The sequence below is a fragment of the Nocardiopsis sp. NPDC007018 genome (genome assembly GCF_040635075.1).
Taxonomy (GTDB): domain Bacteria; phylum Actinomycetota; class Actinomycetes; order Streptosporangiales; family Streptosporangiaceae; genus Nocardiopsis.
The window spans coordinates 1-21,383 of record NZ_JBEYHA010000052.1 but is presented as its reverse complement, the minus strand read 5'-3'; the positions used below and the strand labels follow the sequence as shown (position 1 = coordinate 21,383).

Below are 21,383 nucleotides of genomic sequence, written 5' to 3'. Positions count from 1 at the left end.
CCACTCCTCCGCGGACAGACCATTCCGGGACCCGTGTCCGCGCCGTCGGCCCCGTGGTCGACCCCCGTCCCACGGCGGCCTGTTACCGTCCACGACGCGGACACGGACGGAGCCCGGCACCCACCAGGGTGCCGGGCTCCGCTGTTCCCCGCCCTCTCGGAGACGGGCGGGACCACCGTCACAGACGGGTGGGGTCGACCAGACCGTTGGCGCCGACCGGAGCCGACTCCCACGGGAAGTGGGTGGCGCCGAGCGCGGGCTTGAGGTCGAACAGCCAGGCCGCCTTCTCGTCGTACTTGGCGAAGAACGGCTTGCCGACCAGCTCCGGGTCACGGGCCTGGATGAAGTGCAGGACGAAGACCTTCTCTCCCAAGATCTCCGTCACGCCGTCCACACAGACCTTGCCCGGGGTGGCCGACATCGAGGGGCCGCGCACGGTCCGGGCCAGGCCCGAGACCTTCTGGTAGGCGTCCCTGAAGATGTCGTGGGCCTCGGCCAGCGGCACCGCGAAGTAGTCCTGCGGGCCGGTGTCGCGCTCGACGAACATGTAGTAGGGCACCATGCCGTGGCGCAGGTGCGTCCGCCACATGTCCTCCCACGTGGCCGCGTCGTCGTTGATCGTGCGGATCAGCGGCGCCTGGGTGCGGATGACCGCCCCGGTCGCGCGGATGCGGCGCACGGCCTCCTGCACGAGCTCGGGCTTCATCTCGTTCGGGTGCGAGAAGTGGGCCATGAACGCGAGGTTCTTGCCCGAGGCCACGACCTTCTCGAACAGGCGGAGCGTGTCGTCCGCGTCCGGGTCGGTGGTGAAGCGCTGCGGCCAGTAGGCCAGCGCCTTCGTCCCGATGCGGATGGCCTCCAGGTGCTCGATCTCCAGCAGCGGCTCGATGTAGCGGGAGATGACCCCCTCGCCCATGATCATCGGGTCGCCGCCGGTGAACAGCACGCTGGTCACCTCGGGGTGCGAGCGCACGTACTCGACCATCTGGTCGATCTCGCCCGACGCGAACTTGAGGTCGGCGTCCCCGACGAACTGCGCCCAGCGGAAGCAGTAGGTGCAGTACGCGTGACAGGTCTGGCCCTGCTTCGGGAAGAAGAGGACCGTCTCCCGGTACTTGTGCTGGATGCCCGGGATGGGCTCCTCGTTGCCCGTGGTGGGCACGTTGAGGTCCATCTGGCCCGCCGGGTGCGGGTTCAGCTTGGCGCGGACCCGGTTGGCGGCCTCGTTGAGCTCCTTGCGACCGGCCCCGGAGCTGATGAGGTCGGCGATCCTGGAGACGTCGTCCGCGGGAAGCATGTCGGCCTGCGGGAAGACCAGGCGGTAGATCGGATCGTCGGGAGCGGCGTCCCAGTCGATCAGCTCGTCGACGACGTAGCTGTTGACTCGGAACGGCAGCACGTTGGCGACCGCCTTGACCGCGAGCTGCTCGTCAGCCGCGAGACCGGCTCGCGCCGTGAGCTCGTCAAGATGTTTCGTCGTGTAGGCACGAAACCGACGTCCAGCGGACGGGGACTGTGCCACGTCTGGCGTTACGCTCACGCCTCTCCTCTCCTGCTGTTGGACAGGGGCACTCCCCGGAAGGAGGGCAGCCCTGAACGGTGGCTCCGGCTTACGGGTACCGGGCGACCACCTGGGGATGAAAAACCAGTTATCGGCTGTGACCAGAGTGTTGTCTGCGACCCAGCCAGCGAGCGGATATACCCCGTCTAGGGGATTTGTACCCACTCCGCGTCATGTCCAGCCCTGACCTGGACATACAGGAAGTATCCTCGCATGAGTACACGAACCCGCCGTCCGCAGGCAGTGCGGGACCGACCCGATAGCGTGTCACCACACCACCCAGTGCCGCCCCGTGAGGGCTCCCCCGACCCTGCCGTGCGCCCGCGCCGAACCGGGCGAACGCCGGGCCGTCCCGCGCCCCGGCACCAACCGACCGTGTGAGGAAGCTGTGACTGGGACATCCGACGCGGAGGCACCGGCACCGCGTACGTCACCGCCGATCATCGCGGTGGACGCCATGGGCGGCGACAACGCCCCCAGAGAGGTCGTGCGCGGCGCCGTCATGGCCGTACGCGAACTGGGACTGCGGGTCCTGCTCGTGGGCCGCCGGACCGAGATCGCCGCCCAGCTCGCCGAGGAGGGCGCCCTGCGCGACATCCCGGTGGTGCACGCCGAGGACAACATCGCCATGCACGAGGGGGCCCTGGCCAGCTGGCGCAGGCCCCGCTCCAGCGCGGCGGTGGCCTGTCGGCTCATCCGCCGGGGCGACGCGGACGCCCTGGTCTCGGCGGGGTCGACCGGCGGCATCGTGGCCACGTCCACGGTGCGGCTGCGCACCCAGCCGGGCGTGCTCCGCCCGGCCCTCGCGGTAACGCTGCCGACCGGCCCGGTGCCGACGATCATGCTGGACGCCGGTGCCAACGCGGACGCCAAACCCGAGATGCTGGTGCAGTTCGCGCACCTGGGGTGCGCCTACGCGCAGACCGCGTTCGGAGTGGAACGGCCCCGCGTGGGCGTCCTGACCATCGGCTCCGAGCCGGGCAAGGGCAACAAGCTGATCCGCCGGGCCAGCGAGCTGCTCGCCACCGCCGGCGAGGGGTCGCAGACCCTGGACTTCCGCGGCAACGTCGAGGGCCACGACCTCCTCCTCGGAAAGGTGGACGTGGTGGTCACCGACGGACACAGCGGGAACGTGGCCCTCAAGACTATCGAGGGCACCGCCGCCTTCACGATGAACGCGCTCAAGGAGGCTCTCACGTCGTCCACGATGGCCAGGGCCGGGGCCGTGCTCCAACGCGGCGCCCTGCGCAGGCTCCGCGAGCGCTTCGACAGCGAGACCTACGGCGGTGCCGCCCTGCTCGGTCTCAACGGCACGGTCGTCGTGGCGCACGGGGACAGCGGCCCCGAGGGGATCGCGCACGCCTGCCGGCTCGCCCACGATCTGGCGGGCGGCCGGATAGGAGACCAGATCCGCCGCCGGGTGCCCCACCGCTCGCCGCACTGGCTGCACCGGCGCGCCGAGGAGCGCTGAGCGCCGGGCCTCCTCCGCCACCGGCGTCTCCGGCGTGACCGTCCGGTGGTCCGAACGCCCCTGGCGTCGGCGGCTCGGAGCCCGTGAGGCCGCCGCTCGGAGGTCCGAACCCGGGCCGCCCGGGCGCCCCCGGGTCGGGCAGGCTCGCCCCGGGTCGAACAGGGCTTCCCCCGGCTCAGACCGGGTCCGGGCCGAAGGCCCGCACGTAGGCCTCCTGCTCCGGGGTCTCCACCGCGTGCGGCGAGTAGTGCGCCCGCACGTAGGCCACCGCCCCCGACGCGGGCACACCGTCCAGCACCGCCATACAGGACAGCGCCGTCCCCGTCCGGCCGCGACCGCCCAGACACGCCACCTCCACCCGCTCCCGGTCCGCGCGCTCCAGGGCCTCCCGGAACCCGGCCAGGGCGTCCGCGTCGTCCCCGGGCAGCCCGAAGTCGGGCCAGCGGACCCACCGCCGGGGCCACGCGAGGTCCGAGGGCTCCCGGTCCAGGACGTACAACCCGAAACCGGGCAGCGGTCCCTCCGGCATCGGGTGGCCCACGCCGCGGCCCCGCACCAGACGTCCGGACGGCAGCCTCAGCACACCGGGGTCTCCGGGATTCCACAGCTCGCTCATGCGGGCGAGGCTACCGGCCGGGCCCACCCTCCGTCCCCCGCCGGAAGGACCGTTTGAAACCTGGCGGGAGGGGGATAGGCGGTCGGTAGTCTTAGGGGTATGGCCGACCCGCAGGAAGTTCTCTCGCGACGGGTCCAGTCCGCTCTCGGCGCCGCCTTCGGCCCCGAGTTCGCCGACACCGACCCCGTCATCCGCCCGTCCCAGTTCGCTGACTACCAGGCGAACGCCGCACTCGCGCTCGCCAAGCGCCTGGGCCGCAAGCCCCGCGAGGTCTCCGCGGCGATCATGGAGCACCTGGACGTCGCCGACGTCTGCAGAGACGTCGAGGTCAGCGGGCCGGGCTTCATCAACCTCACGCTCCGAGAGGACTGGATCGCCGACCAGACGCGACAGCTCCTCGACGACCCGCGCGTGGGCGTCCCCGTCCAGGAGCGCCTGAACATCCCCATCGACTACTCCGCGCCCAACGTGGCGAAGGAGATGCACGTGGGGCACCTGCGCACCACGGTGGTCGGCGACTCCCTCGCCCGCACCCTGGAGTTCCTGGGCCACCACGTCATCCGGCAGAACCACATCGGTGACTGGGGCACGCCCTTCGGCATGCTCATCGAGCACCTGCTGGAGGCGGGGGAGGACTCCGACGAGGCCGGGCTCCTCACCACGGACCCCAACGCCTTCTACCAGGCCGCGCGGAACAAGTTCGACGCCTCGGGCGAGGGGCCGGACGACTTCGCCGCCCGCGCCCGCCGCCGGGTGGTCGCCCTCCAGAGCGGCGACGAGGAGACGCTGCGCCTGTGGCGCGAGCTGGTGGGCCTGTCCCGGGTCTACTTCAACAAGGTCTACGCCAAGCTGGGCGTCACCCTCACCGACGAGCACCTCGCCGGTGAGAGCAGCTACAACGCCATGCTCGCCGACGTGTGCGACGAGCTGGAGGCCAAGGGCATCGCGGAGGTCAGCGACGGCGCCCTGTGCGTGTTCCTCGACGGCTTCACCGGCCGCGAGGACAAGCCGGTCCCGCTGATCGTGCGCAAGAGCGACGGCGGCTACGGCTACGCCACCACGGACCTGGCGACCGTCCGGTACCGGGTCGACGACCTCAAGGCCGACCGCATCCTGTACGTGGTGGGCGCCCCGCAGGCCATGCACTTCAAGATGGTGTGGGCCACCGCGCGCGAGGCGGGCTGGCTGCCGGAGAGCGTGGAGACCACGCACGTACAGATCGGCAACGTGCTGGGCCCGGACGGCAAGATCCTGCGGACCCGCAGCGGCGCCCCGGTGCGGCTCGTGCAACTGCTGAACGAGGCGGTGGAGCGCGCCGCGGCCGTGGTCGCCCAGAACCGTCCCGACCTGGACCCCGAGAGCCAGGCGGAGATCGCCCGCAAGGTCGGCATCGGCGCGGTGAAGTACGCGGACCTGTCGGTCTCGCACGACACCGAGTACGTGTTCGACTTCGACCGCATGCTGGCGCTGACCGGCAACACCGGCCCGTACCTCCAGTACGCGCAGGCCCGTATCCGCTCCATCTTCCGCAAGGGCGGGGTGGACCCCCGGGCGGTCGACGGCACGATCACGGTCTCCGAGGGCGCCGAGCGCGACCTCGCGCTCAAACTGCTGGGCTTCGGCGCGGTGGTGGAGCAGGTCGGCGAGCACCTCCAGCCGCACCGCCTGTCCACGTACCTGTTCGAGCTGGCGCAGTCGCTCACGGCCTTCTACGAGCACTGCCCGGTGCTGACGGCCCCGACCGACGCCGAGCGCGAGTCGCGGCTGGCGCTGGTCTCGGTGGCGCTGCGGGTGCTGGTCCAGGGTCTGGAACTGCTCGGCGTGGAGTCGCCCGAGTACATGTAGCGCGGGCGCGCGAGCGCGTCTTCGCCGGGAGGGTCGGGGCCGTGGGCCCCGGCCCTCCCTTGTGTGCGCGGGTCCCGGGGCGGGCGAGTCGAAAGTCTCTCCGCAGGTCAGGCGGGAACAAAGGGTTCTGGTCGAGCGTCGGACCTACAGTAAACGGACCAATGACTTATACCGGACACAAAGGGAGATAGCGCCCATGACATCCACCCCTGTCGAGTTCGGTCCGGGCCCCGGTACCTGGCACCTCGACCCGCTGCACTCCAGCCTGATCTTCGTCGCCCACTACCTGCGCTTCGGCCGGGTCCAGGGCACCTTCGGCAGCGCCGACGGGCGGATCAACGTGGCGGACGACCCCGCGCGGTCCTCGGTGGAGGTCGTCATCGACGCGGACAGCGTCAACACCGGCGTCAACGCCCGCGACGCCCACCTGCGCTCCGCCGACTTCCTGGACGTCGAACGGCACCCGCGTATCCGGTTCACGTCCACCGGCCTGGAACCCGGGCGGAAACAGAACACCTTCCGCCTCCACGGCGACCTGGAGATCCACGGCACCGCGCTGCCCGTCGCCCTCAACGCCGAGTGGGTGGGCGAGGCCCCCGACTACGCCTCCCCCGACGACACCTACGGACACTTCTTCTCCGCCACGACCCAGATCAGCCTGTCCGACTTCGGCGTCGGCGACGGAGGAGCCACCCCCTGGGGAGGCCGCCTCGTGGGCGACACCGTGGACATCGTGCTGGAGGTCCGCCTCCAGAACCAGGACCCGGCGCCGTTCCTCAAGCAGATCGGGCACACCCCCTGACCCACGGGCCGGGGAGCGGGCCCGATCCGGGCGGTCAGCCCCCGAGCAGGGCCTCGACCTCGACCCGCGAGGCCATCGACGAGCTGGCTCCGTGCCGTCCCACGGAGATCGCGGCGGCGGCAGCGGCGAACTCCATCGCCTCACGCGGTGACCGGCCCTCGGCCCTGGCCACCGCGAACGAGCCGCAGAACGTGTCACCGGCCGCCGTGGTGTCGACGGCCTCCACCCGCCGCGCCGGAACGTGCACCGGCTCCGCGCCCCGGCGACCGTACAGCGAGCCGTCCTCGCCCAGCGTCAGCAGCACCTCGGGCACCCTCTCCAGCAGCGCCGCCAGCGCGGCGCGCGGTTCGGTGTGCCCGGTGATGGCGGCGGCCTCGTGCTGGTTGGGCACGAGCACGTCGACGTCGGCCAGGAGCCCGTCCGGGAGCTCCCGCGCGGGCGCGGGGGTCAGGTAGACCGGCACCCCCACGCTCCGGCCGAGCCGGGCTCCGGCCTCCACCGCCTCCATGGGCAGTTCCAGCTGGAGCAGCAGGGCCGCGGCTCCGGCCACCCGTTCACGGTCCCCCTCCACCGCCCCGGCTTCGGCGTTGGCGCCCGGCACGACGACGATCCGATTGCCGCCCCGACCGTCCACGACGATGTGCGCCACCCCGGACACCCCCGGCACCGTGCGCAGACCGGACACGTCGATCCCTGCCGCCACCAGGTTGGCGCGCAGCTCCTCCCCGAAGGAGTCGTCCCCGACCGCCCCGAGGAAGGCCACCTCGGCCCCGGCCCGCGCGGCGGCGACCGCCTGGTTGGCGCCCTTGCCCCCGGGCACCTGACGGAAGTCCGTGCCGGTGACGGTCTCGCCGCCGTTGGGCACGGTGTCCACGTAGGCCACCAGGTCCATGTTGACGCTGCCGAGGACGGCCACGCGCGGCACGGCGCTCACTTCGCTACCCACTTCACTGTCGGTTGTCCGTTCACTTCTTGGGCCGGTCCACCGGCTGGCTGTCCGCGCCGTCGAGGGCGACGATGACGGGCGCGTGATCCGAGGCGCCCTTGCCCTTGCGCTCCTCGCGGTCGATGCTCGCCCCGGTCACCCGCGCCCTGAGGGCGGGCGAGGCCAGCACGAAGTCGATCCGCATGCCCCTGCGCTTGGGGAAGGCCAAACCCTTGTAGTCCCAGTAGGTGTAGACACCGGGGCCGGGCGTGTACCCGCGCACGACCTCGGCGAACCCGGCGTCGACCAGCCCGGTGAAGGCCGAGCGCTCGGGCTCGGTGACGTGGGTGAGGCCCTCGAAGGCGGCCATGTCCCACACGTCGTCGTCCTGCGGGGCGATGTTGAAGTCGCCGACGTAGGCGATCTGCGCTTCGGGGTCCTCGGCCAGACGCGCGGCGCCCGCCCGGCGCAGCGCCTCCAGCCAGCGCAGCTTGTACGCGTAGTGGGGGTGGTCGATCTCGCGACCGTTGGGCACGTACAGGCTCCACACCTGGACGCCGCCGCAGGTGGCGCCGATGGCGCGGGCCTCGGGCTCCTCCGGGTCCCCGTATCCGGGCTGGCCGGGGAAGCCCACCTGGACGTCGGCCAGGCCCACGCGCGAGGCGATCGCGACCCCGTTCCACTGGGAGAGCCCGTGGTGGGCGACCTCGTACCCGCGGTCGGTGAGGACCGACGCGGGGAACTGGTCGTCGCGGGCCTTGGTCTCCTGGATGGCGAGGACGTCGACGTCGCTCCGGTCCAGCCAGTCGCCGATCCGTTCGGCCCTGGCGCGGGCACTGTTCACATTCCATGTCGCGATACGCACAGCCAAAGGCTAGAGGATCGCGCCGACGGCCCGCTCCGACCTGGCCGGACACCTGCGTCTGGCGGGGTACCGACATGATGAACCCCGGTGCGGCCGTCCTCCGCACCGGGGTTCGGCGACTACCGGCACAGGCTCGGTTGGTTTCCGTCGCGCTTCGTTGGACGGCCCGACCCCCCGAACGGTTCGCATTGTGCGCGAGGTTTTTGTGATGGAGCGGGGGCTCCGTCCACTCGGCGCGCTCCGGGACTGTCACCGGCGACGGATACGGTGATCGGATGGCCATGCCCCACCCTCGCCGCGACGCCGAGATCTCCCTGCCCCAGGCCCGTCGGATCGCCCTGGCCGCCCAGGGCTTCCACGATCCCCGACCGGGTTCCGCCCCCACGCTCGCCCACCTGGCGCGCGTGGTCCGCCGCGTGGGCCTGCTCCAGATCGACAGCGTGAACGTGCTCGCCCGCAGCCAGTACCTGCCGGTGTTCGCGCGGCTCGGCGCCTACCCGCCCGAGCTCCTGGACCGCGCCACCACCACGGGCGTGGGCGACAGCCCGGCCCGGCTGGTCGAGTGCTGGGCGCACGAGGCCAGCCTGGTACCGCCCTCCACCCACCGCCTCATGCGGTACCGGATGGAGCACAACCGCGCCCAGGCGAACGTGGGGTGGATGAACGGCGTCCGCGACGAACGGCCCGAACTACTGAGGGCCGTGCGCGAGGAGGTCGCGCGGATCGGTCCGGCCACCGCCCGCGAGGTCGAGGCGGCCCTGGCCCACGACGCCCCCCGCGCCAAGGACCACTGGGGGTGGAACTGGTCCGAGGTCAAGAAGTGCCTGGAGTACCTGTTCTGGATCGGCGACCTCACCGCCAACGGTCGCAACTCCCAGTTCGAGCGCCGCTACGACCTGCCCGAACGCGTGCTCCCCGCCCAGGTGTACGCGCTCCCGCACCCCACCCCGGACGAGGCGCACCGCGCGCTGGTCTCCATCGCCGCCCGGGCGCACGGGATCGCCACCGAGCCCGACCTGCGCGACTACTTCCGACTCAAGGCGGCCGGGTCGCGGGCGGCCGTCGCCGACCTCGTGGACGCGGGCGAGCTGGTGCCGGTGAGCGTGCGCGGCTGGGACCGCCCGGCCTACCTGCACCGTGACGCGCGGGTGCCCCGGCGGGTGGACGCCCGCGCGCTGCTCAGCCCCTTCGACTCCCTGGTGTGGACCCGCGACCGCGCCGAGGAGCTGTTCGGCTTCCGCTACCGCCTGGAGATCTACGTGCCCGCCGCCAAGCGGGTGCACGGCTACTACGTGCTGCCGTTCCTGCTCGGCGACGACCTGGTGGCCCGCGTGGACCTCAAGGCGGACCGCGCCTCGGGCACCCTGCTGGCCCGGCGGGTCACCCTGGAGGCGGGCGCTCCGGCCGACACCATGCCCGAGCTGGTCGAGCAGTTGGAGGAGATGGCCGCCTGGCTCGGGCTGGAGAACGGCGTCGGCGGCGAGGGCCTGACCCACCCCGTCCGCTGACGACGGGCCGCGCGCTCCTCGTGAACGCGCGGCCCGTGCGGAAGCGACACGCGGCGAGGACGCGTCAGCTTTCGGGCAGCGGCGAGAACCCCTCCATCGCGGCGGCCGCGCGCAGGCCCTTGTCGAACACCGCACACGACGTGCATCCCGGGTCGGCCGACCGGACCGCCTTGGCGGTCGCGAGCTGCATCGCGTCATAGGCCCTGAGCCCGTGTACGGCTGTTAGCCGGACCGCCTCCTCCAGGATCTCGGCGGTGACCCTGACCGCCGCGAAACGCCGCTCCTCCCCCGGGGCCCCGAAGTAGTCGGCTTCGAACTCCGCCACCAGAATCCGGGTGTCCTCGGCTCCCAGCTCTCCCACGCGATGCTTGCGCCACAGCGCCGCCGGAACCTCGACTCTGGTCAGCTGGGACACCACCAGAGGTGCCTCGATGGCGCGGACCTCGTCGCTTCCGTGCTCGTCCGCGTAGAGCTTGACCACGGCGGACGTGTCGGCGAAGACGCTCACTCACGTCCTTCTTCCACGAAGTCCTCCAACGGGGTCCCCCCGCCGGCCGCGCGGCGGGCCCTCTCGACCGCGGCACGGCTGGGCCGGGTGCGCGGCGCCCCGGACACGTCCAGGAATCCAGCCTGCGCGAGCTTGGCCCGCACCGCCTTGGCCTCGTCACTCTCCAGATCCGGATCGGTGACCGCGCGCATCACGCGGGTGACGTACTCGTTCAGGCTGACACCTCGCCGCTCAGCGGAGCACTTGACTCTGCGCATCAGCTCTTCATCGGCTCTCCACGTCATCTGACTCATGACGCCATCATAGATGCATGCATGCCTGCATCCAAGGTCGGCGAGGATGACGACGGGCCGCGCGCTCCTGGTGAACGCGCGGCCCGTGCGGAAGCTCCCGGGCTCAGACCCGTTCGACGATGGTGACGTTGGCCTGGCCGCCGCCCTCGCACATGGTCTGGAGGCCGTAGCGGCCGCCCGTGCGGTGCAGCTCGTTGACCAGCTTGGTCATCAGGATCGCTCCGGTGGCGCCCAGCGGGTGGCCCAGGGCGATGGCGCCGCCGTTGGGGTTGACCTTCGCCGGGTCCGCGCCCAGCTCCTCGATCCACGACATCGGCACCGGGGCGAACGCCTCGTTGATCTCCGTGACGTCGATGTCGTCGATGCCCAGCCCGGCCTTCTCCAGGGCGATCCGGGTCGCCGGGATCGGCGCGGTGAGCATGTAGACCGGGTCGTCGCCGACCAGTGACAGCTGCACCACGCGGGCGAGCGGGGTGAGCCCGTGCCGCTCCACGGCACGCTCGGAGGCGATGAGCAGTGCGCCCGCGCCCACGGAGATCTGGCTGGCGATCGCGGCGGTGAGCTCCCAGCCCTCACGCAGCGGCTTGAGCCCGGCCATCTTCTCCAGGGTGGTGTCCGGGCGCACGCCCTCGTCCCTGGCCACCCCGGCCAGGGGGGCGATCTGCGCGTCGAAGTACCCGGCCTCCTGCGCGGCGGCGGCACGGCGGTGGCTCTCCAACGCGAACTCCTCCAGCTGCTCGCGCTTGTAGCCCCACTTCTCGCACATCAGCTGGGCGCCGCGGAACTGGGAGATCTCCTGGAACCCGTACCGCTCGATCCAGCCCTGCCCGTAGAGCGGGAGGTCGTTGTCGAGGGCGAACTGGACGTTGGCTCCCATGGGGACCATGCCCATGTTCTCCACGCCCGCCGCCACGACGAGGTCCTGGGTGCCGGACATGACGCCCTGGGCGGCGAAGTGGAGGGACTGCTGCGAGGAACCGCACTGGCGGTCGATGGTGACGGCGGGGACCGACTCGGGCAGCCCGGCCGACAGCCACGCGGTGCGGGCCAGGTCCAGGGCCTGGGGGCCCGCCTGGCTGACCACGCCCATGATCACGTCCTCGACCGCGGCGGGGTCGACCCCGGTGCGCTCGACGAGCTCCTTGAGGACGTGCGCGCCCAGGTCCGCCGGGTGCACGGCGGCCAGGGCACCCTTCTTCGTGCCGACGGGGGTGCGCACCGCACCGACGATGTAGGCCTCAGCCACTGGGTCCTCCAAGGGGCGTGGGATGTGACGTCCTATAGAACCGAACTGTATTCGGTTATGGCCTCCTGGCAACCCCCCGGCCCCGCCTTGCGCCGCGCCCGCCCGGATCGCGGCCGGTCAGTCCGTACCGTGCTCGCGACCGCCCCCGCGCCCCGCGCCTCCCTGGTCCCCGAGCGTGGTCCCGGTGACCCGCTCCAGGACGTCGAACACGTCCGGGTGCTCGTCCGGGCCGAAGTCGGAGAGCAGCGACCGCAGCGCCGTCCGCTGCGCCTCGTACAGGTGCCGCACGGCGTCCTCGCCGCGCCAGTTGAGTTCCCACGGCTCGGTGTCGTCGGCGAGGTAGCCCGCCTCCAGCAGTTCCCGGTGGGTGTCGGCCCACCGGGAGGCGTCCAGCCCCGACATCCGGACCAGCTCGTCCACGGTGAGGGCGCCCCGCACCCCGATGTGGCTCAGCGCCCAGCAGGCCTCGGTCGAGACCTCCAGACCGGCCGCTTCGCGGAGCCGTGCGTACATGGTCTCCGTGCCCTCGGCCCCGCAGGCCGCGTAGATCTCCCGCTCCACCTGGTCCATCGCGCTGCGGCCGGGGGCGGCCACCGGGGCCACGGTCTCGTCGAGGTCCGGGGTCCTGATGGTCGTCCGCAGCACGTCCTGCCGCAGGAAGAGGGCGAGCACGAGGCCGACCAGAGCCACCGGCACCGCGCACAGGAACACGGTGTCGATGGCGTCGGCGTAGACCTCCAGGAAGCCCGCCTGCGCCTGGGGCGGCAGGCGGTCGATGGCCCCGGGGTCGCTCTCCAACGAGGCCGCGTCCACGCCCGGCGGGAGGTCGAGACCGCCCGCCCGCGCGGCCAGGTCCGAGGCGAGCTGCCCGGCGAAGACCGCCCCGAACACCGCCGTGCCGAAGGAGCCTCCCACGGACCGGAAGAAGGTCGCCGAGGAGGTCGAGACGCCCAGGTCGTCGTAGGAGGAGGCGTTCTGCACCACCAGCACGACCACCTGCATCACCAGGCCCAGCCCCGAGCCGAGGACGAAGAAGTAGACGCCCATCTCCCACAGCGAGCTGTGCGGTCCCATACCGGACATCAGGTACAGCCCGAGCGCGGTCAGCGCCATCCCCGCGATGGGGAAGACCTTGTAGCGGCCGGTCCGGGTGACCAGACGGCCGCTGGAGATCGACGTGATGAGCATCCCGGTGACCATCGGAAGCAGGTGCAGTCCCGACGCGGTGGGCGAGAGTCCGTGCACGACCTGGAGGAAGAGCGGGAGGAACGCCATCGATCCCATCATCGCGAAGCCCACGCAGAAGCCGATCGCCATGGCGACCACGATGGTCGGGTTGCGGAACAGGCTGAGCGGCATCACCGGGTCCTGGGCCCTGCGGGCGGTGGACCACCAGCCCACGCCGAGGACCACGGAGGCGGCCGACAGGGACAGGATCTGCCAGGACGTCCAGCCGTAGACGCCACCGCCCCAGGAGGCCACCAGCGTGAGGCAGACGGCCGTGGCGGCCAGCAGCACGATGCCCGCGTAGTCGATGTCGCGGCGGCCGACCGGGCTCTGTCTCGGCAGCACGGCCAGCACCGTCAGGAAGGCGACCAGCCCCAGCGGAAGGTTCACGTAGAACACCCACCGCCAGGAGAGGTGGTCCACGAACACCCCGCCCAGCAGGGGCCCGGCCACGCTGGAGACCCCGAAGACCGCCCCGAACAGGCCCTGGTACTTGCCGCGTTCCCGGGGTGAGACGACGTCGCCGATGATCGCGGAGGCCAGCACCATGAGCCCGCCGCCGCCCACTCCCTGGAGCCCGCGTGCCAGCACCAGCTGGAGCATGTCCTGGGCCAGACCGCACAGCGCGGAGCCCACCAGGAAGATCGCGATGCACAGGAGGAAGAGGTGCTTGCGCCCGAACTGGTCGCCGAGCTTGCCCCAGAGGGGGGTGCTGGCGGTGACGGCGAGGAGGTAGGCGGTGATCACCCATGACAGGTGGTTGAGGCCGCCCAGGTCGGAGACGATCGTGGGCAGCGCCGTGGAGACGATGGTCTGGTCCAGCGCCGAGAGCAGGACGGCCAGCATGAGGGCGGTCATGATCAGCGCGATCCGCCCCCCGGGTGACGCGCTCTGGTCGGCGGGGCTGTGGGTCATCGGTTCGCCTCCCGGGGTCGGCCGCCCGACTCCTCGCGGCCCGGCTGCTGGTCCACCCTAGGAACCCCGGCCCGCGCCCTTCCGGGGGAACCGCCCGAGGGCCCCGGAACTTTGCCCCGACTTGCCCCCGTACTTCAAAACCGAACGCGGTTCGGTTACCGTGTGGGAACACAGTGATCCCCGACACCTCCGGAGCTGAGCATGAAGCGGGAACTCTTCGACGCCGACCACGACCTCTTCCGCGCATCGGTGGCCGAGTTCCTCAGGCGGGACGTGGTCCCCTTCCACGACCAGTGGGAGAAGGACGGCATCGTGCCGCGCGAGGTGTGGGTGCGGGCGGGCGCCGTGGGCCTGCTCGGCCACGGGGTCCCCGAGGAGTACGGCGGCACCGGCCTCGACGACTACCGGTACAACCAGATCGTCAACGAGGAGATCTGCCGCGCACACGCCAGCGGTCTCGGGATCACCCTCCAAAACGACGTCATGGCCCCCTACATGGTCGGCCTGACCACCGACGAGCAGAAGCGGCGCTGGCTCCCCGGCTTCGCCAGCGGCGAGCTGATCACCGCCATCGCCATGACCGAGCCCGGCACCGGCAGCGACCTCCAGGGCATCCGCACCTCCGCTGTGCGCGACGGCGACCACTTCGTCGTCAACGGCAGCAAGACCTTCATCACCAACGGCGTCAACGCCGACCTCGTCATCGTGGTCTGCCAGACCGATCCCGACGCCGGGGCGCAGGGATTCTCGCTCATCGCCGTGGAACGCGGTGCCGCCGGGTTCGAGCGCGGCCGCAACCTCGACAAGGTCGGCATGAAGGCCCAGGACACCGCGGAGCTCTTCTTCGACGACGTCCGCGTCCCTGCGGCCAACCTCATCGGCACCGAGGGGCAGGGGTTCATCCACCTGCTCCAGAACCTGCCGCAGGAGCGGCTGTCCATCGCCACCTGCGCGGCCGCCTCGGCCGACCACGTCCTCCAGCACACGATCGAGTACTGCCGCGAGCGGACCGCCTTCGGACGACCGATCGGACGGTTCCAGAACACCCGTTTCGTCCTGGCCGAGTTGGCCACCGAGGTGGACCTGGCCCGCACCTACGTGGACCGCGGGGTCGAGCTGCTCAACAAGGGCGAACTCACCGTCGAGGACGCCGCCAAGGCCAAGTGGTGGACCACCGAGATGTGCAACCGGGTCATGGACCGTTGCCTCCAGCTTCACGGCGGGTACGGGTACATGATGGAATACCCCGTGGCACGGGCCTGGCAGGACTCCCGAGTCCAGACGATCTACGGTGGCACCACCGAGATCATGAAGGAGATCGTGGGCAGGGGCCTGGGCCTGTAGCACCCCCGAACCCCGAAGGGACCCCGTCGTGAGCGGATCGTGGGACGGCCTCATCGTGATGGGCCTGCTGGTGGTGCTGTTGGTCATCGCCGTGCGCAAGCTCCGGCCCAGAATCCACATCCCCTGGGCGACCAGCGGCATCGTCGTGTTCTTCGTCTTCGTGTGCCTGCTGTTGTGGGCCAACTCCTACCGCTGAACGCGGTCGCGCGGAACGCACCGAGGGCCCGCCTCCCCGTGTCGCCGGGGAGGCGGGCCCTCCGGCGTCCGGGGGGATGGACGGGCCCGGCGCACGGTCCAAAGGCGGGTGAGGACCGTGCGGGTGGACCCGGCCGTGATGGTCTCGGGGCGGGTGCGGCTCAGGGGGCGTACGGGTCGAAGTCGATCCCGTCGGGCAGGGCCCGGGCCAGCGCGTCGGGGAACCGCTCGTCCTTGAGGTCGAGCTACGCGGCCCCGTAGTCGGCGGCCACGAAGATCTCCCGGATGCCCTCCGGGTAGCCGTCCCAGCCGACCAGGTCCGGGTACTGCCACTGGCCGTAGTGGTTCTCGGGCGGGTCGTCGTGGCCCGCCGCGAACCGGAACGCGTGGGTCGAGGGGCCGTCCTTGTGGTAGACGATCTTGGGGTGCGTGCCCTCCCACAGCACGTCCTCGGCTGGGCGGGTGTCGTAGCCGCCGTGGGCGGAGGCGGACACGTACCGGGCCTCGTCCTCCAGCACCCACACGACGACGTGTTCCAGGTCGTGTCGGTGCCCGCAGCAGCCGTGCATGATCTGGTCCTTCTCGAAGTAGAGCGCGTACATGTACGCGCACCACCCGCCGTCACAGCTGGCCCGTGAATACGAATTGGTGTTGTCGAGGTCCGACTGGTCCCGACAGTTTCCGTTCAGGGCACCGGTGGTCTTGAGACCTTCGGCGACGGTTCCGTCCGGACCGATGGCGGGCGTGGAATAGCAACCGTCCGTGTCGTAGTCGAAGGCGGGCTGCCATTTCGCCTCGGCCTCGGTGGAATGGGCCGGAAGGGCGGGTGGAGGTGCCGCGAAGGCGGGCGCCGCCGCCGCGACCACCAGGGCAAGGGCACCGAGGAGGGCGGCTCCGCCGCGCAGACCGGAACGCACCGGCGGGCGAGGCGGCCCCGGGAACCTCCTGGGACTTTGTCCCACATTTCCCCACAGGGAACCCGGAACCACTTCCACACCGCGTTCACGCAATGCGCGCACCACCATTCCCCGAACCGGTCATATCCTTTACCACTGGATAAAGTAACCAACCGACTACAGACAAACAAGGTGGGTTCGCAGCCTTTTTTTGCCGGCCGGAAACAGGTTTGCCGCGACACTGTCCCCGACCAGCGGAAAAGGGCTCCGAACGTGTTCAGAGGCGACCGGCGTCGATGATGCGTTGGAGGAACCGGCGTGTGCGCGGCTCCGTCGGGTCGCCCAGGACCCGTTCCGGCGGCCCCTGTTCGAGGACGCGCCCGCCGTCGAGGAAGCACACGGTGTCGGCCACCTGACGGGCGAAGCCCATCTCGTGCGTGGCCAGGAGCATGGTCATGCCGTCCTCCCTCAGCCCGCGCACCAGGTCCAGCACCTCGCCGACCAGCTCGGGGTCCAGCGCGCTGGTCACCTCGTCCAGCAGGAGCAGGCGCGGGGAGTTGACCAGGGCCCGCACGATCGCCACGCGCTGCTGTTGCCCGCCGGAGAGCCGGTCGGGGTACTCCCCCGCCTTGTCCAGCAGACCGACCCGGTCCAGCAGGGAGCGCGCCCGCTCCTCGGCCTCCGCGCGCGCCCTGCGGTGGACGCGGCGCGGGGCGAGGGTGACGTTGTCCAGCACGGACATGTGCGGGAACAGGTTGAACGCCTGGAACACCATGCCGATCCGGCGGCGCACGCGGTCGGGGTCCACACGCGGATCGGTGACGTGCTCGCCGTCCAGGTGGATGGAGCCGTCACTGATCGGCTCCAACAGGTTGGCGCAGCGCAGCAGGGTCGACTTGCCGGAGCCCGAGGCGCCGATCAGCACCACCACACCGTGCTCGGGCACGTCGAGGTCGAGCCCGTCGAGCACCACGTTGCCCCGGAACTCCTTGCGGACCCCGCGCACCCGCAGCACCGGGGTGTCGCCCTCCAGCCGGGCGATCCGTTCGAGCTCTCTCACCGCGCCCCCTCCGAAGACTGTCTGCGGGCGGCCCGGACGGTCACCCAGTCGGTCACGGCCACCAAGGGGATCGCCATGAGCACGAACAGCACCCCGGCCACCACGTAGGGCGTGAAGTTGTAGGTCTGTGCGGTGGCGATCTGCGCCGCCCTGATGGCGTCGATCGGCCCGGCCAGGGAGATCAGCCCCACGTCCTTCTGGAGCGCCACCATGTCGTTGAGCAGCGGGGGCGACACCCGGCGCACCGCCTGCGGGAGCACCACCCAGCGCATGGCCTGCGTGTAGGTGAGGCCGAGCGAGCGGGCGGCCGCGATCTGGCTGGGGTGGATCGACTCGATCCCCGCCCGGAACACCTCGGCGATGTAGGCGCCGTAGGTGATGACCAGGGCGATACCGCCGAGCACCAGCACGCTCGGAGTGCCCTCCAGCCGCAGCCCGGGCACGCCGAAGGTCATCAGGTACAGCACGATGATCAGCGGCGCGCCTCGGAACCCGTAGGTGTACGAGGCGGCCAGGGCGCGCAGCGGGAAGAACACGGGCCCGCGCAGGGTGCGCATGATCGCCACGAGGAGGCCCAGGGCCAGGGCGCCCAACGCGCAGAACAGCAGGACGCGCAGGTTGAGCCAGAGCCCGGTGAGCACCGCGGGCAGGGCCTCACGGGCGACGCCGAGGTCGAAGAAGGTCTCCCGGACCCGCTCCCACCCCGGCGAGCCGACCACCACGGTCACCAGGACGGCCCCCAGCAGCGCCGTGGAGAGCGCGCCCACCAGGACCGAGCGCACGCCCTGGCGGCGGCGGAACGTGGCGCGCTCGGTCTCCAGGAGACTGGGGACACGCGTTCCCTCCGGCCCGGTCACGACAGTTCGGGGGCGTCGGCGGCCTCGGCGAGCCACTCCCGTTCGAGCTCGGCGAGGGTGCCGTTCTCCCGTAGGGTGTCCACGGCCTCGGTGACGCAGTCCGTCAGGGGCGAGCCGAGGTCGAGGACCAGCCCGAACGACTCCTCCTCGGACTCCGACGCGGCCTTCGGCAGCTGCCCGACGATCTCGGCGCCCTCCAGCTCGGCGGAGGTGACGTAGAAGGCGGTGGGCAGGTCGAACACCACCGCGTCCACCTGCCCGTTCTCCAGGGCCTGCTTGGCGTCGTCGTTGTTGTTGAAGACCAGCGGCTCGGGCTCGGGGTCGATACTCGTGACCAGCGCGTCGTAGCTGGTCGTGCCGACCTGGGCGCCGATCACCAGTCCCCGCAGGTCGTCCAGGCCCTCGGCTCCGGCGGCCTCCCCGTCGGAGAGCGCCACGACCGCCTGGCGGACGTCGTAGTACGGGGAGGAGAAGTCGACGGCGGCGCGCCGCTCGTCGGTGACGGAGAACTGGTTGACGTCGAAGTCGTAGGCCTTGGGGCCGGGGGCGATGGCGTTGTTGAACGTCACCACCGTCCACTCGACGCGGTCGGCGGGGTAGCCCAGTTCCTCGGCGACGGCGTAGGCCACGGCGGACTCGAACCCCTCGCCGTTGGACGGGTCGTCGCCGACGAACCACGGCGGGTAGGCCGGGCTGTCCGTGCCGACGGTGAGCGTGCCCTCGGTCAGCGTCGGCAGGGCTCCGGGTTCGCAGGCGGCGCCGGGCCCGGACGCGGCCGACTCCTCCTCGGGGGAGCAGGCGGTGGCCAGCAGGACGGCGGCGGCCGCGACCGCACCCAGGCGGACGAGGGGCGGGGCGAGGGGGCCACGGGCACGGGATCGCAGGGGCACGGGTTACTCCGGAAGGCTCAGGCGGGGGACGATGATTTCCCCACATTAGCGACCAAAGCAGTTGACAACCAGGTCTTCTCCGTCACGCTCACCCGTCGGGCCGCTCGCACGGATCACGGAACGGGCGACGGCCCGGTGCCACGGCGCGGACCACCGCTTCGCGGTGTTCGAGGTGCTGAGGAAACCCGGCTCGGACGACCTCCGACCCGCGCGCCCGGGCCGCCTACTCCCCGTCGTCCTTCTCGGCCTCGCGGACCTCGGCGTGCATCGGCATCTCGAACCACACCGCCTTGCCGTCCGGTGTGGGACGCGAACCCCACCGGCTGGCCAGCTGTTCCACCAGGTAGAGGCCGCGCCCGCCCTCGTCGTCCGCGGCCGCGCTGCGGATGCGCGGCAGCCGAAGGTCGTGGTCGAAGACCTCCACCCAGACCGCGTTCGCGCCACGGCGCAACCGGAGCAGGAACTCCTTCTCCTCCGGGTCGTCGGTGGACTCGTCCTCCTCCGCCACCGCCTCCAGCAGGTCGCTCCAGTCCTCGTCGAACTCGTCCGCGGCGCCCCCGGCGCCGAGCGGGGTCTCGGAGTCCAGCACCCCGTTGCCGGTGAACTCGCGGTGCACCGGGTGCGGGGTGGCGTGGATGACCACGTTGGTGACGATCTCGGAGACCAGCAGGCAGGCCAGTTCGGCCTGGTCGCGGTCGACCCCCCACTCCTTGAAGGTGTCGGCCGCCAGGTGCCGGGCCGCGCCCACCGTGGAGGCCTCCGAGGGGAACCAGCCCTCGCGCAGCGCCAGCTCCTCGGAGTGGGTGCGCACCACCATCAGGGCGGTGTCGTCGTCCAGGACGCCGGGCACGCTGTGCACGGCCGCCTCGGCGATCTGCTCCACGTCCTTGTCGGCCACCTCGGCGACCCGCTCGGTCATCCTGGCCAGGGCGCGCTCGGGGTCGGCGCGGCCGCCGACCGGCCGCCGGTCCACCAGGCCGTCGGTGTACATGACCAGCGTCGCCCCCAGGGGCAGCCGCAGGTCGGCCTGGTGGTAGACGATGTCCTCGCCCGAACCGCCCCGGGCGCGTACCCCCAGCATGCGGTCGTTGACCTCCAGGTCGAGCGTCTCGACCGACTCGGAGGTGATGAGCAGGGGCGGGGCGTGCCCGGCGTTGGCGTAGGACAGCTCGCGGGACCAGGCGTCGTAGACCATGTACAGGCAGCTGACGCTGGGAATCCACACGTCGCCCCCGCTGTCGGGGATACCGAGCTGGCGGACCCACTCGTCGAGTTCGCGCAGGATGTCGGCGGGCTCCCGGTCGGCCTGCGCGAAGGCGCGCAGCGCGGCGCGCAGCTGCCCCATGACGGCGGCGGCGTGCGGTCCCCGGCCCTCGACGTCGCCGATCACCAGGCCGACCCGCCCGGCCGAGAGCGGGATGGCGTCGTAGAAGTCGCCGCCGACCTGGGTCTGGATACCGTGTCCGTGGCCCTGGAGGGGGCCCGCCGGGAGGTAGCGGTGCGCGACCGTCAACCCGTCCAGGGGCGGGAAGTCGCTGGGCAGCAGGCTGCGTTGGAAGGCCACCGCCGTGCTGCGCTGCTCCTCGAAGAGCCGGGCGTTGTCGATGGCCAGCGCCACCCGGGAGGCGATCGCGCCGACCAGGTCGCGGTCGAAACCGCCGTAACTGCTCTTCTGCCGGGGGGAGAGCCCGGACAGGGCCATGGTGAGCACGCCCAGTACCTCGCCCCTGGCCCGGAGCGGGGCGGCGATCGCGGAGGTGACCCCGACCTGCCGGGAGACCCGGTCGGACCGGTCGTTGGGAGAGTTCTCGTAGAGGTGGTCGCTGGTCACCACCGTCTCCAGGCGGCGCATCGCCTGGGTGACGAAGTGTCGTTCGGGGTAACGGACCTCGTCGCCCACCGCGAACCACGTGTCGGGCGGGGGCGTCCAGCCCTCGGCGTGCACGGACACCTGTCTGACCAGGCGGTCGCGGTCGTAGAGGTCGATGAAGCAGTGGTCGGCGAACTGCGGCACCAGGATGCCGGCCACGCCCCTGACCGTGGAGTCGAACTCCAGGGAGCTGGCCAGTCGGCTGCCGATGCGTTCGAGCAGGCCGTACTGCTCCTCGACCCGGCCGCTGCGCAGCGCCTCGTGGGCGATGAGGGTGATCCCGTCGATCTCCCCCGAGCCGTCGCGCATGGGCACCGCCTGGGCCCGCACGTGAATCCACGTGGAGTCGCCCTTGAGCACCGCGAACGTGCCCTCCCACGGCTCGCCGCGCAGCACGCGCCGCGCCAGCTGGGAGGCGTGTTCGCGGTCGGACTCGTGGATGCCGATGTCCAGCAGGGACAGGCCCACGTAGTCGCGCCCGCCTACGAA

The 21,383-nt window shown here is 71.4% G+C and carries 19 protein-coding genes; 6 read left to right on the top strand and 13 right to left on the bottom strand.

The features are described 5' to 3' along the window. Positions 1-178 precede the first annotated feature (178 nt). On the bottom strand, positions 179-1,522 hold the full coding sequence (locus ABZ635_RS22340) for a lysine 2,3-aminomutase (protein ID WP_357768523.1): 1,344 nt from the start codon (positions 1,520-1,522) through the stop codon (positions 179-181). Between the two features lie 427 nt (positions 1,523-1,949). On the opposite strand from ABZ635_RS22340, the gene plsX reads away from it, so the two are divergent. Beyond that, positions 1,950-3,032: a phosphate acyltransferase PlsX gene (gene plsX, locus ABZ635_RS22335; RefSeq protein ID WP_357768500.1), complete on the top strand. Its 1,083-nt coding sequence runs from the start codon at positions 1,950-1,952 to the stop codon at positions 3,030-3,032. 175 nt (positions 3,033-3,207) lie between these two features. Here the strand turns inward: plsX and ABZ635_RS22330 are convergent, their stop codons facing one another. Beyond that, complete coding sequence (locus ABZ635_RS22330; protein ID WP_357768498.1) at positions 3,208-3,648, bottom strand: protein-tyrosine phosphatase family protein; 441 nt, start codon at positions 3,646-3,648, stop codon at positions 3,208-3,210. Between the two features lie 99 nt (positions 3,649-3,747). On the opposite strand from ABZ635_RS22330, the gene argS reads away from it, so the two are divergent. Together argS and ABZ635_RS22320 are read left to right on the top strand one after the other, a co-directional pair. Then, a complete protein-coding gene (argS, locus tag ABZ635_RS22325; RefSeq protein ID WP_357768496.1) occupies positions 3,748-5,493 on the top strand; it encodes an arginine--tRNA ligase in 1,746 nt (581 codons plus the stop codon). A 196-nt stretch (positions 5,494-5,689) separates the two neighbouring features. After that, on the top strand, positions 5,690-6,295 hold the full coding sequence (locus ABZ635_RS22320; protein WP_357768494.1) for a YceI family protein: 606 nt from the start codon (positions 5,690-5,692) through the stop codon (positions 6,293-6,295). A 34-nt stretch (positions 6,296-6,329) separates the two neighbouring features. Here ABZ635_RS22320 and ABZ635_RS22315 read toward each other — a convergent pair whose 3' ends face one another. Continuing rightward, positions 6,330-7,229: a ribokinase gene (locus ABZ635_RS22315; RefSeq protein ID WP_357768492.1), complete on the bottom strand. Its 900-nt coding sequence runs from the start codon at positions 7,227-7,229 to the stop codon at positions 6,330-6,332. A gap of 31 nt (positions 7,230-7,260) precedes the next feature. After that, a complete protein-coding gene (locus ABZ635_RS22310; protein ID WP_357768490.1) occupies positions 7,261-8,085 on the bottom strand; it encodes an exodeoxyribonuclease III in 825 nt (274 codons plus the stop codon). Between the two features lie 275 nt (positions 8,086-8,360). Here ABZ635_RS22310 and ABZ635_RS22305 point away from each other — a divergent pair, with 275 nt between their 5' ends. Continuing rightward, positions 8,361-9,593 (top strand): crosslink repair DNA glycosylase YcaQ family protein, encoded by a 1,233-nt coding sequence (locus ABZ635_RS22305; RefSeq protein WP_357768489.1) that lies wholly within the window; start codon positions 8,361-8,363, stop codon positions 9,591-9,593. Positions 9,594-9,657: 64 nt separating this feature from the next. Here the strand turns inward: ABZ635_RS22305 and ABZ635_RS22300 are convergent, their stop codons facing one another. The 4 genes from ABZ635_RS22300 to ABZ635_RS22285 all read right to left on the bottom strand — a co-directional run bounded on the left by ABZ635_RS22300 (position 9,658) and on the right by ABZ635_RS22285 (position 13,782). Continuing rightward, positions 9,658-10,101 (bottom strand): type II toxin-antitoxin system VapC family toxin, encoded by a 444-nt coding sequence (locus tag ABZ635_RS22300; protein WP_357768487.1) that lies wholly within the window; start codon positions 10,099-10,101, stop codon positions 9,658-9,660. Further along, a complete protein-coding gene (locus ABZ635_RS22295) occupies positions 10,098-10,394 on the bottom strand; it encodes a toxin-antitoxin system HicB family antitoxin (protein WP_357768485.1) in 297 nt (98 codons plus the stop codon). Before ABZ635_RS22295 ends, ABZ635_RS22300 begins: the two co-directional genes overlap by 4 nt. Before the next feature lie 103 nt (positions 10,395-10,497). Then, positions 10,498-11,640, bottom strand: coding sequence for an acetyl-CoA C-acetyltransferase (locus tag ABZ635_RS22290; protein ID WP_357768483.1), 1,143 nt, complete (start codon positions 11,638-11,640; stop codon positions 10,498-10,500). A gap of 117 nt (positions 11,641-11,757) precedes the next feature. Continuing rightward, positions 11,758-13,782, bottom strand: a complete 2,025-nt coding sequence (locus ABZ635_RS22285; RefSeq protein ID WP_357768481.1) for an MDR family MFS transporter — start codon at positions 13,780-13,782, stop codon at positions 11,758-11,760. Positions 13,783-13,983: 201 nt separating this feature from the next. Here ABZ635_RS22285 and ABZ635_RS22280 point away from each other — a divergent pair, with 201 nt between their 5' ends. Further along, the gene (locus ABZ635_RS22280; RefSeq protein WP_357768479.1) at positions 13,984-15,126 is read left to right on the top strand and encodes an acyl-CoA dehydrogenase family protein; all 1,143 of its coding nucleotides are present in this window, start codon (positions 13,984-13,986) and stop codon (positions 15,124-15,126) included. A 28-nt stretch (positions 15,127-15,154) separates the two neighbouring features. Further along, the gene (locus ABZ635_RS22275; protein WP_184366419.1) at positions 15,155-15,322 is read left to right on the top strand and encodes a hypothetical protein; all 168 of its coding nucleotides are present in this window, start codon (positions 15,155-15,157) and stop codon (positions 15,320-15,322) included. Between the two features lie 244 nt (positions 15,323-15,566). Here the strand turns inward: ABZ635_RS22275 and ABZ635_RS22270 are convergent, their stop codons facing one another. From ABZ635_RS22270 to ABZ635_RS22250, 5 genes are all read right to left on the bottom strand, one after another. Further along, positions 15,567-16,238 (bottom strand): NPP1 family protein, encoded by a 672-nt coding sequence (locus tag ABZ635_RS22270; RefSeq protein ID WP_357768477.1) that lies wholly within the window; start codon positions 16,236-16,238, stop codon positions 15,567-15,569. A gap of 256 nt (positions 16,239-16,494) precedes the next feature. After that, on the bottom strand, positions 16,495-17,277 hold the full coding sequence (locus ABZ635_RS22265; protein WP_357768475.1) for an amino acid ABC transporter ATP-binding protein: 783 nt from the start codon (positions 17,275-17,277) through the stop codon (positions 16,495-16,497). Then, positions 17,274-18,134 (bottom strand): amino acid ABC transporter permease, encoded by an 861-nt coding sequence (locus ABZ635_RS22260; RefSeq protein WP_357768473.1) that lies wholly within the window; start codon positions 18,132-18,134, stop codon positions 17,274-17,276. Before ABZ635_RS22260 ends, ABZ635_RS22265 begins: the two co-directional genes overlap by 4 nt. After that, positions 18,131-19,024: an ABC transporter substrate-binding protein gene (locus tag ABZ635_RS22255; RefSeq protein WP_357768471.1), complete on the bottom strand. Its 894-nt coding sequence runs from the start codon at positions 19,022-19,024 to the stop codon at positions 18,131-18,133. Before ABZ635_RS22255 ends, ABZ635_RS22260 begins: the two co-directional genes overlap by 4 nt. Positions 19,025-19,247: 223 nt before the next feature. Beyond that, positions 19,248-21,383, bottom strand: a 2,136-nt coding sequence (locus tag ABZ635_RS22250; protein WP_357768469.1) for a SpoIIE family protein phosphatase, incomplete at its 5' end; no start/stop codon positions are given.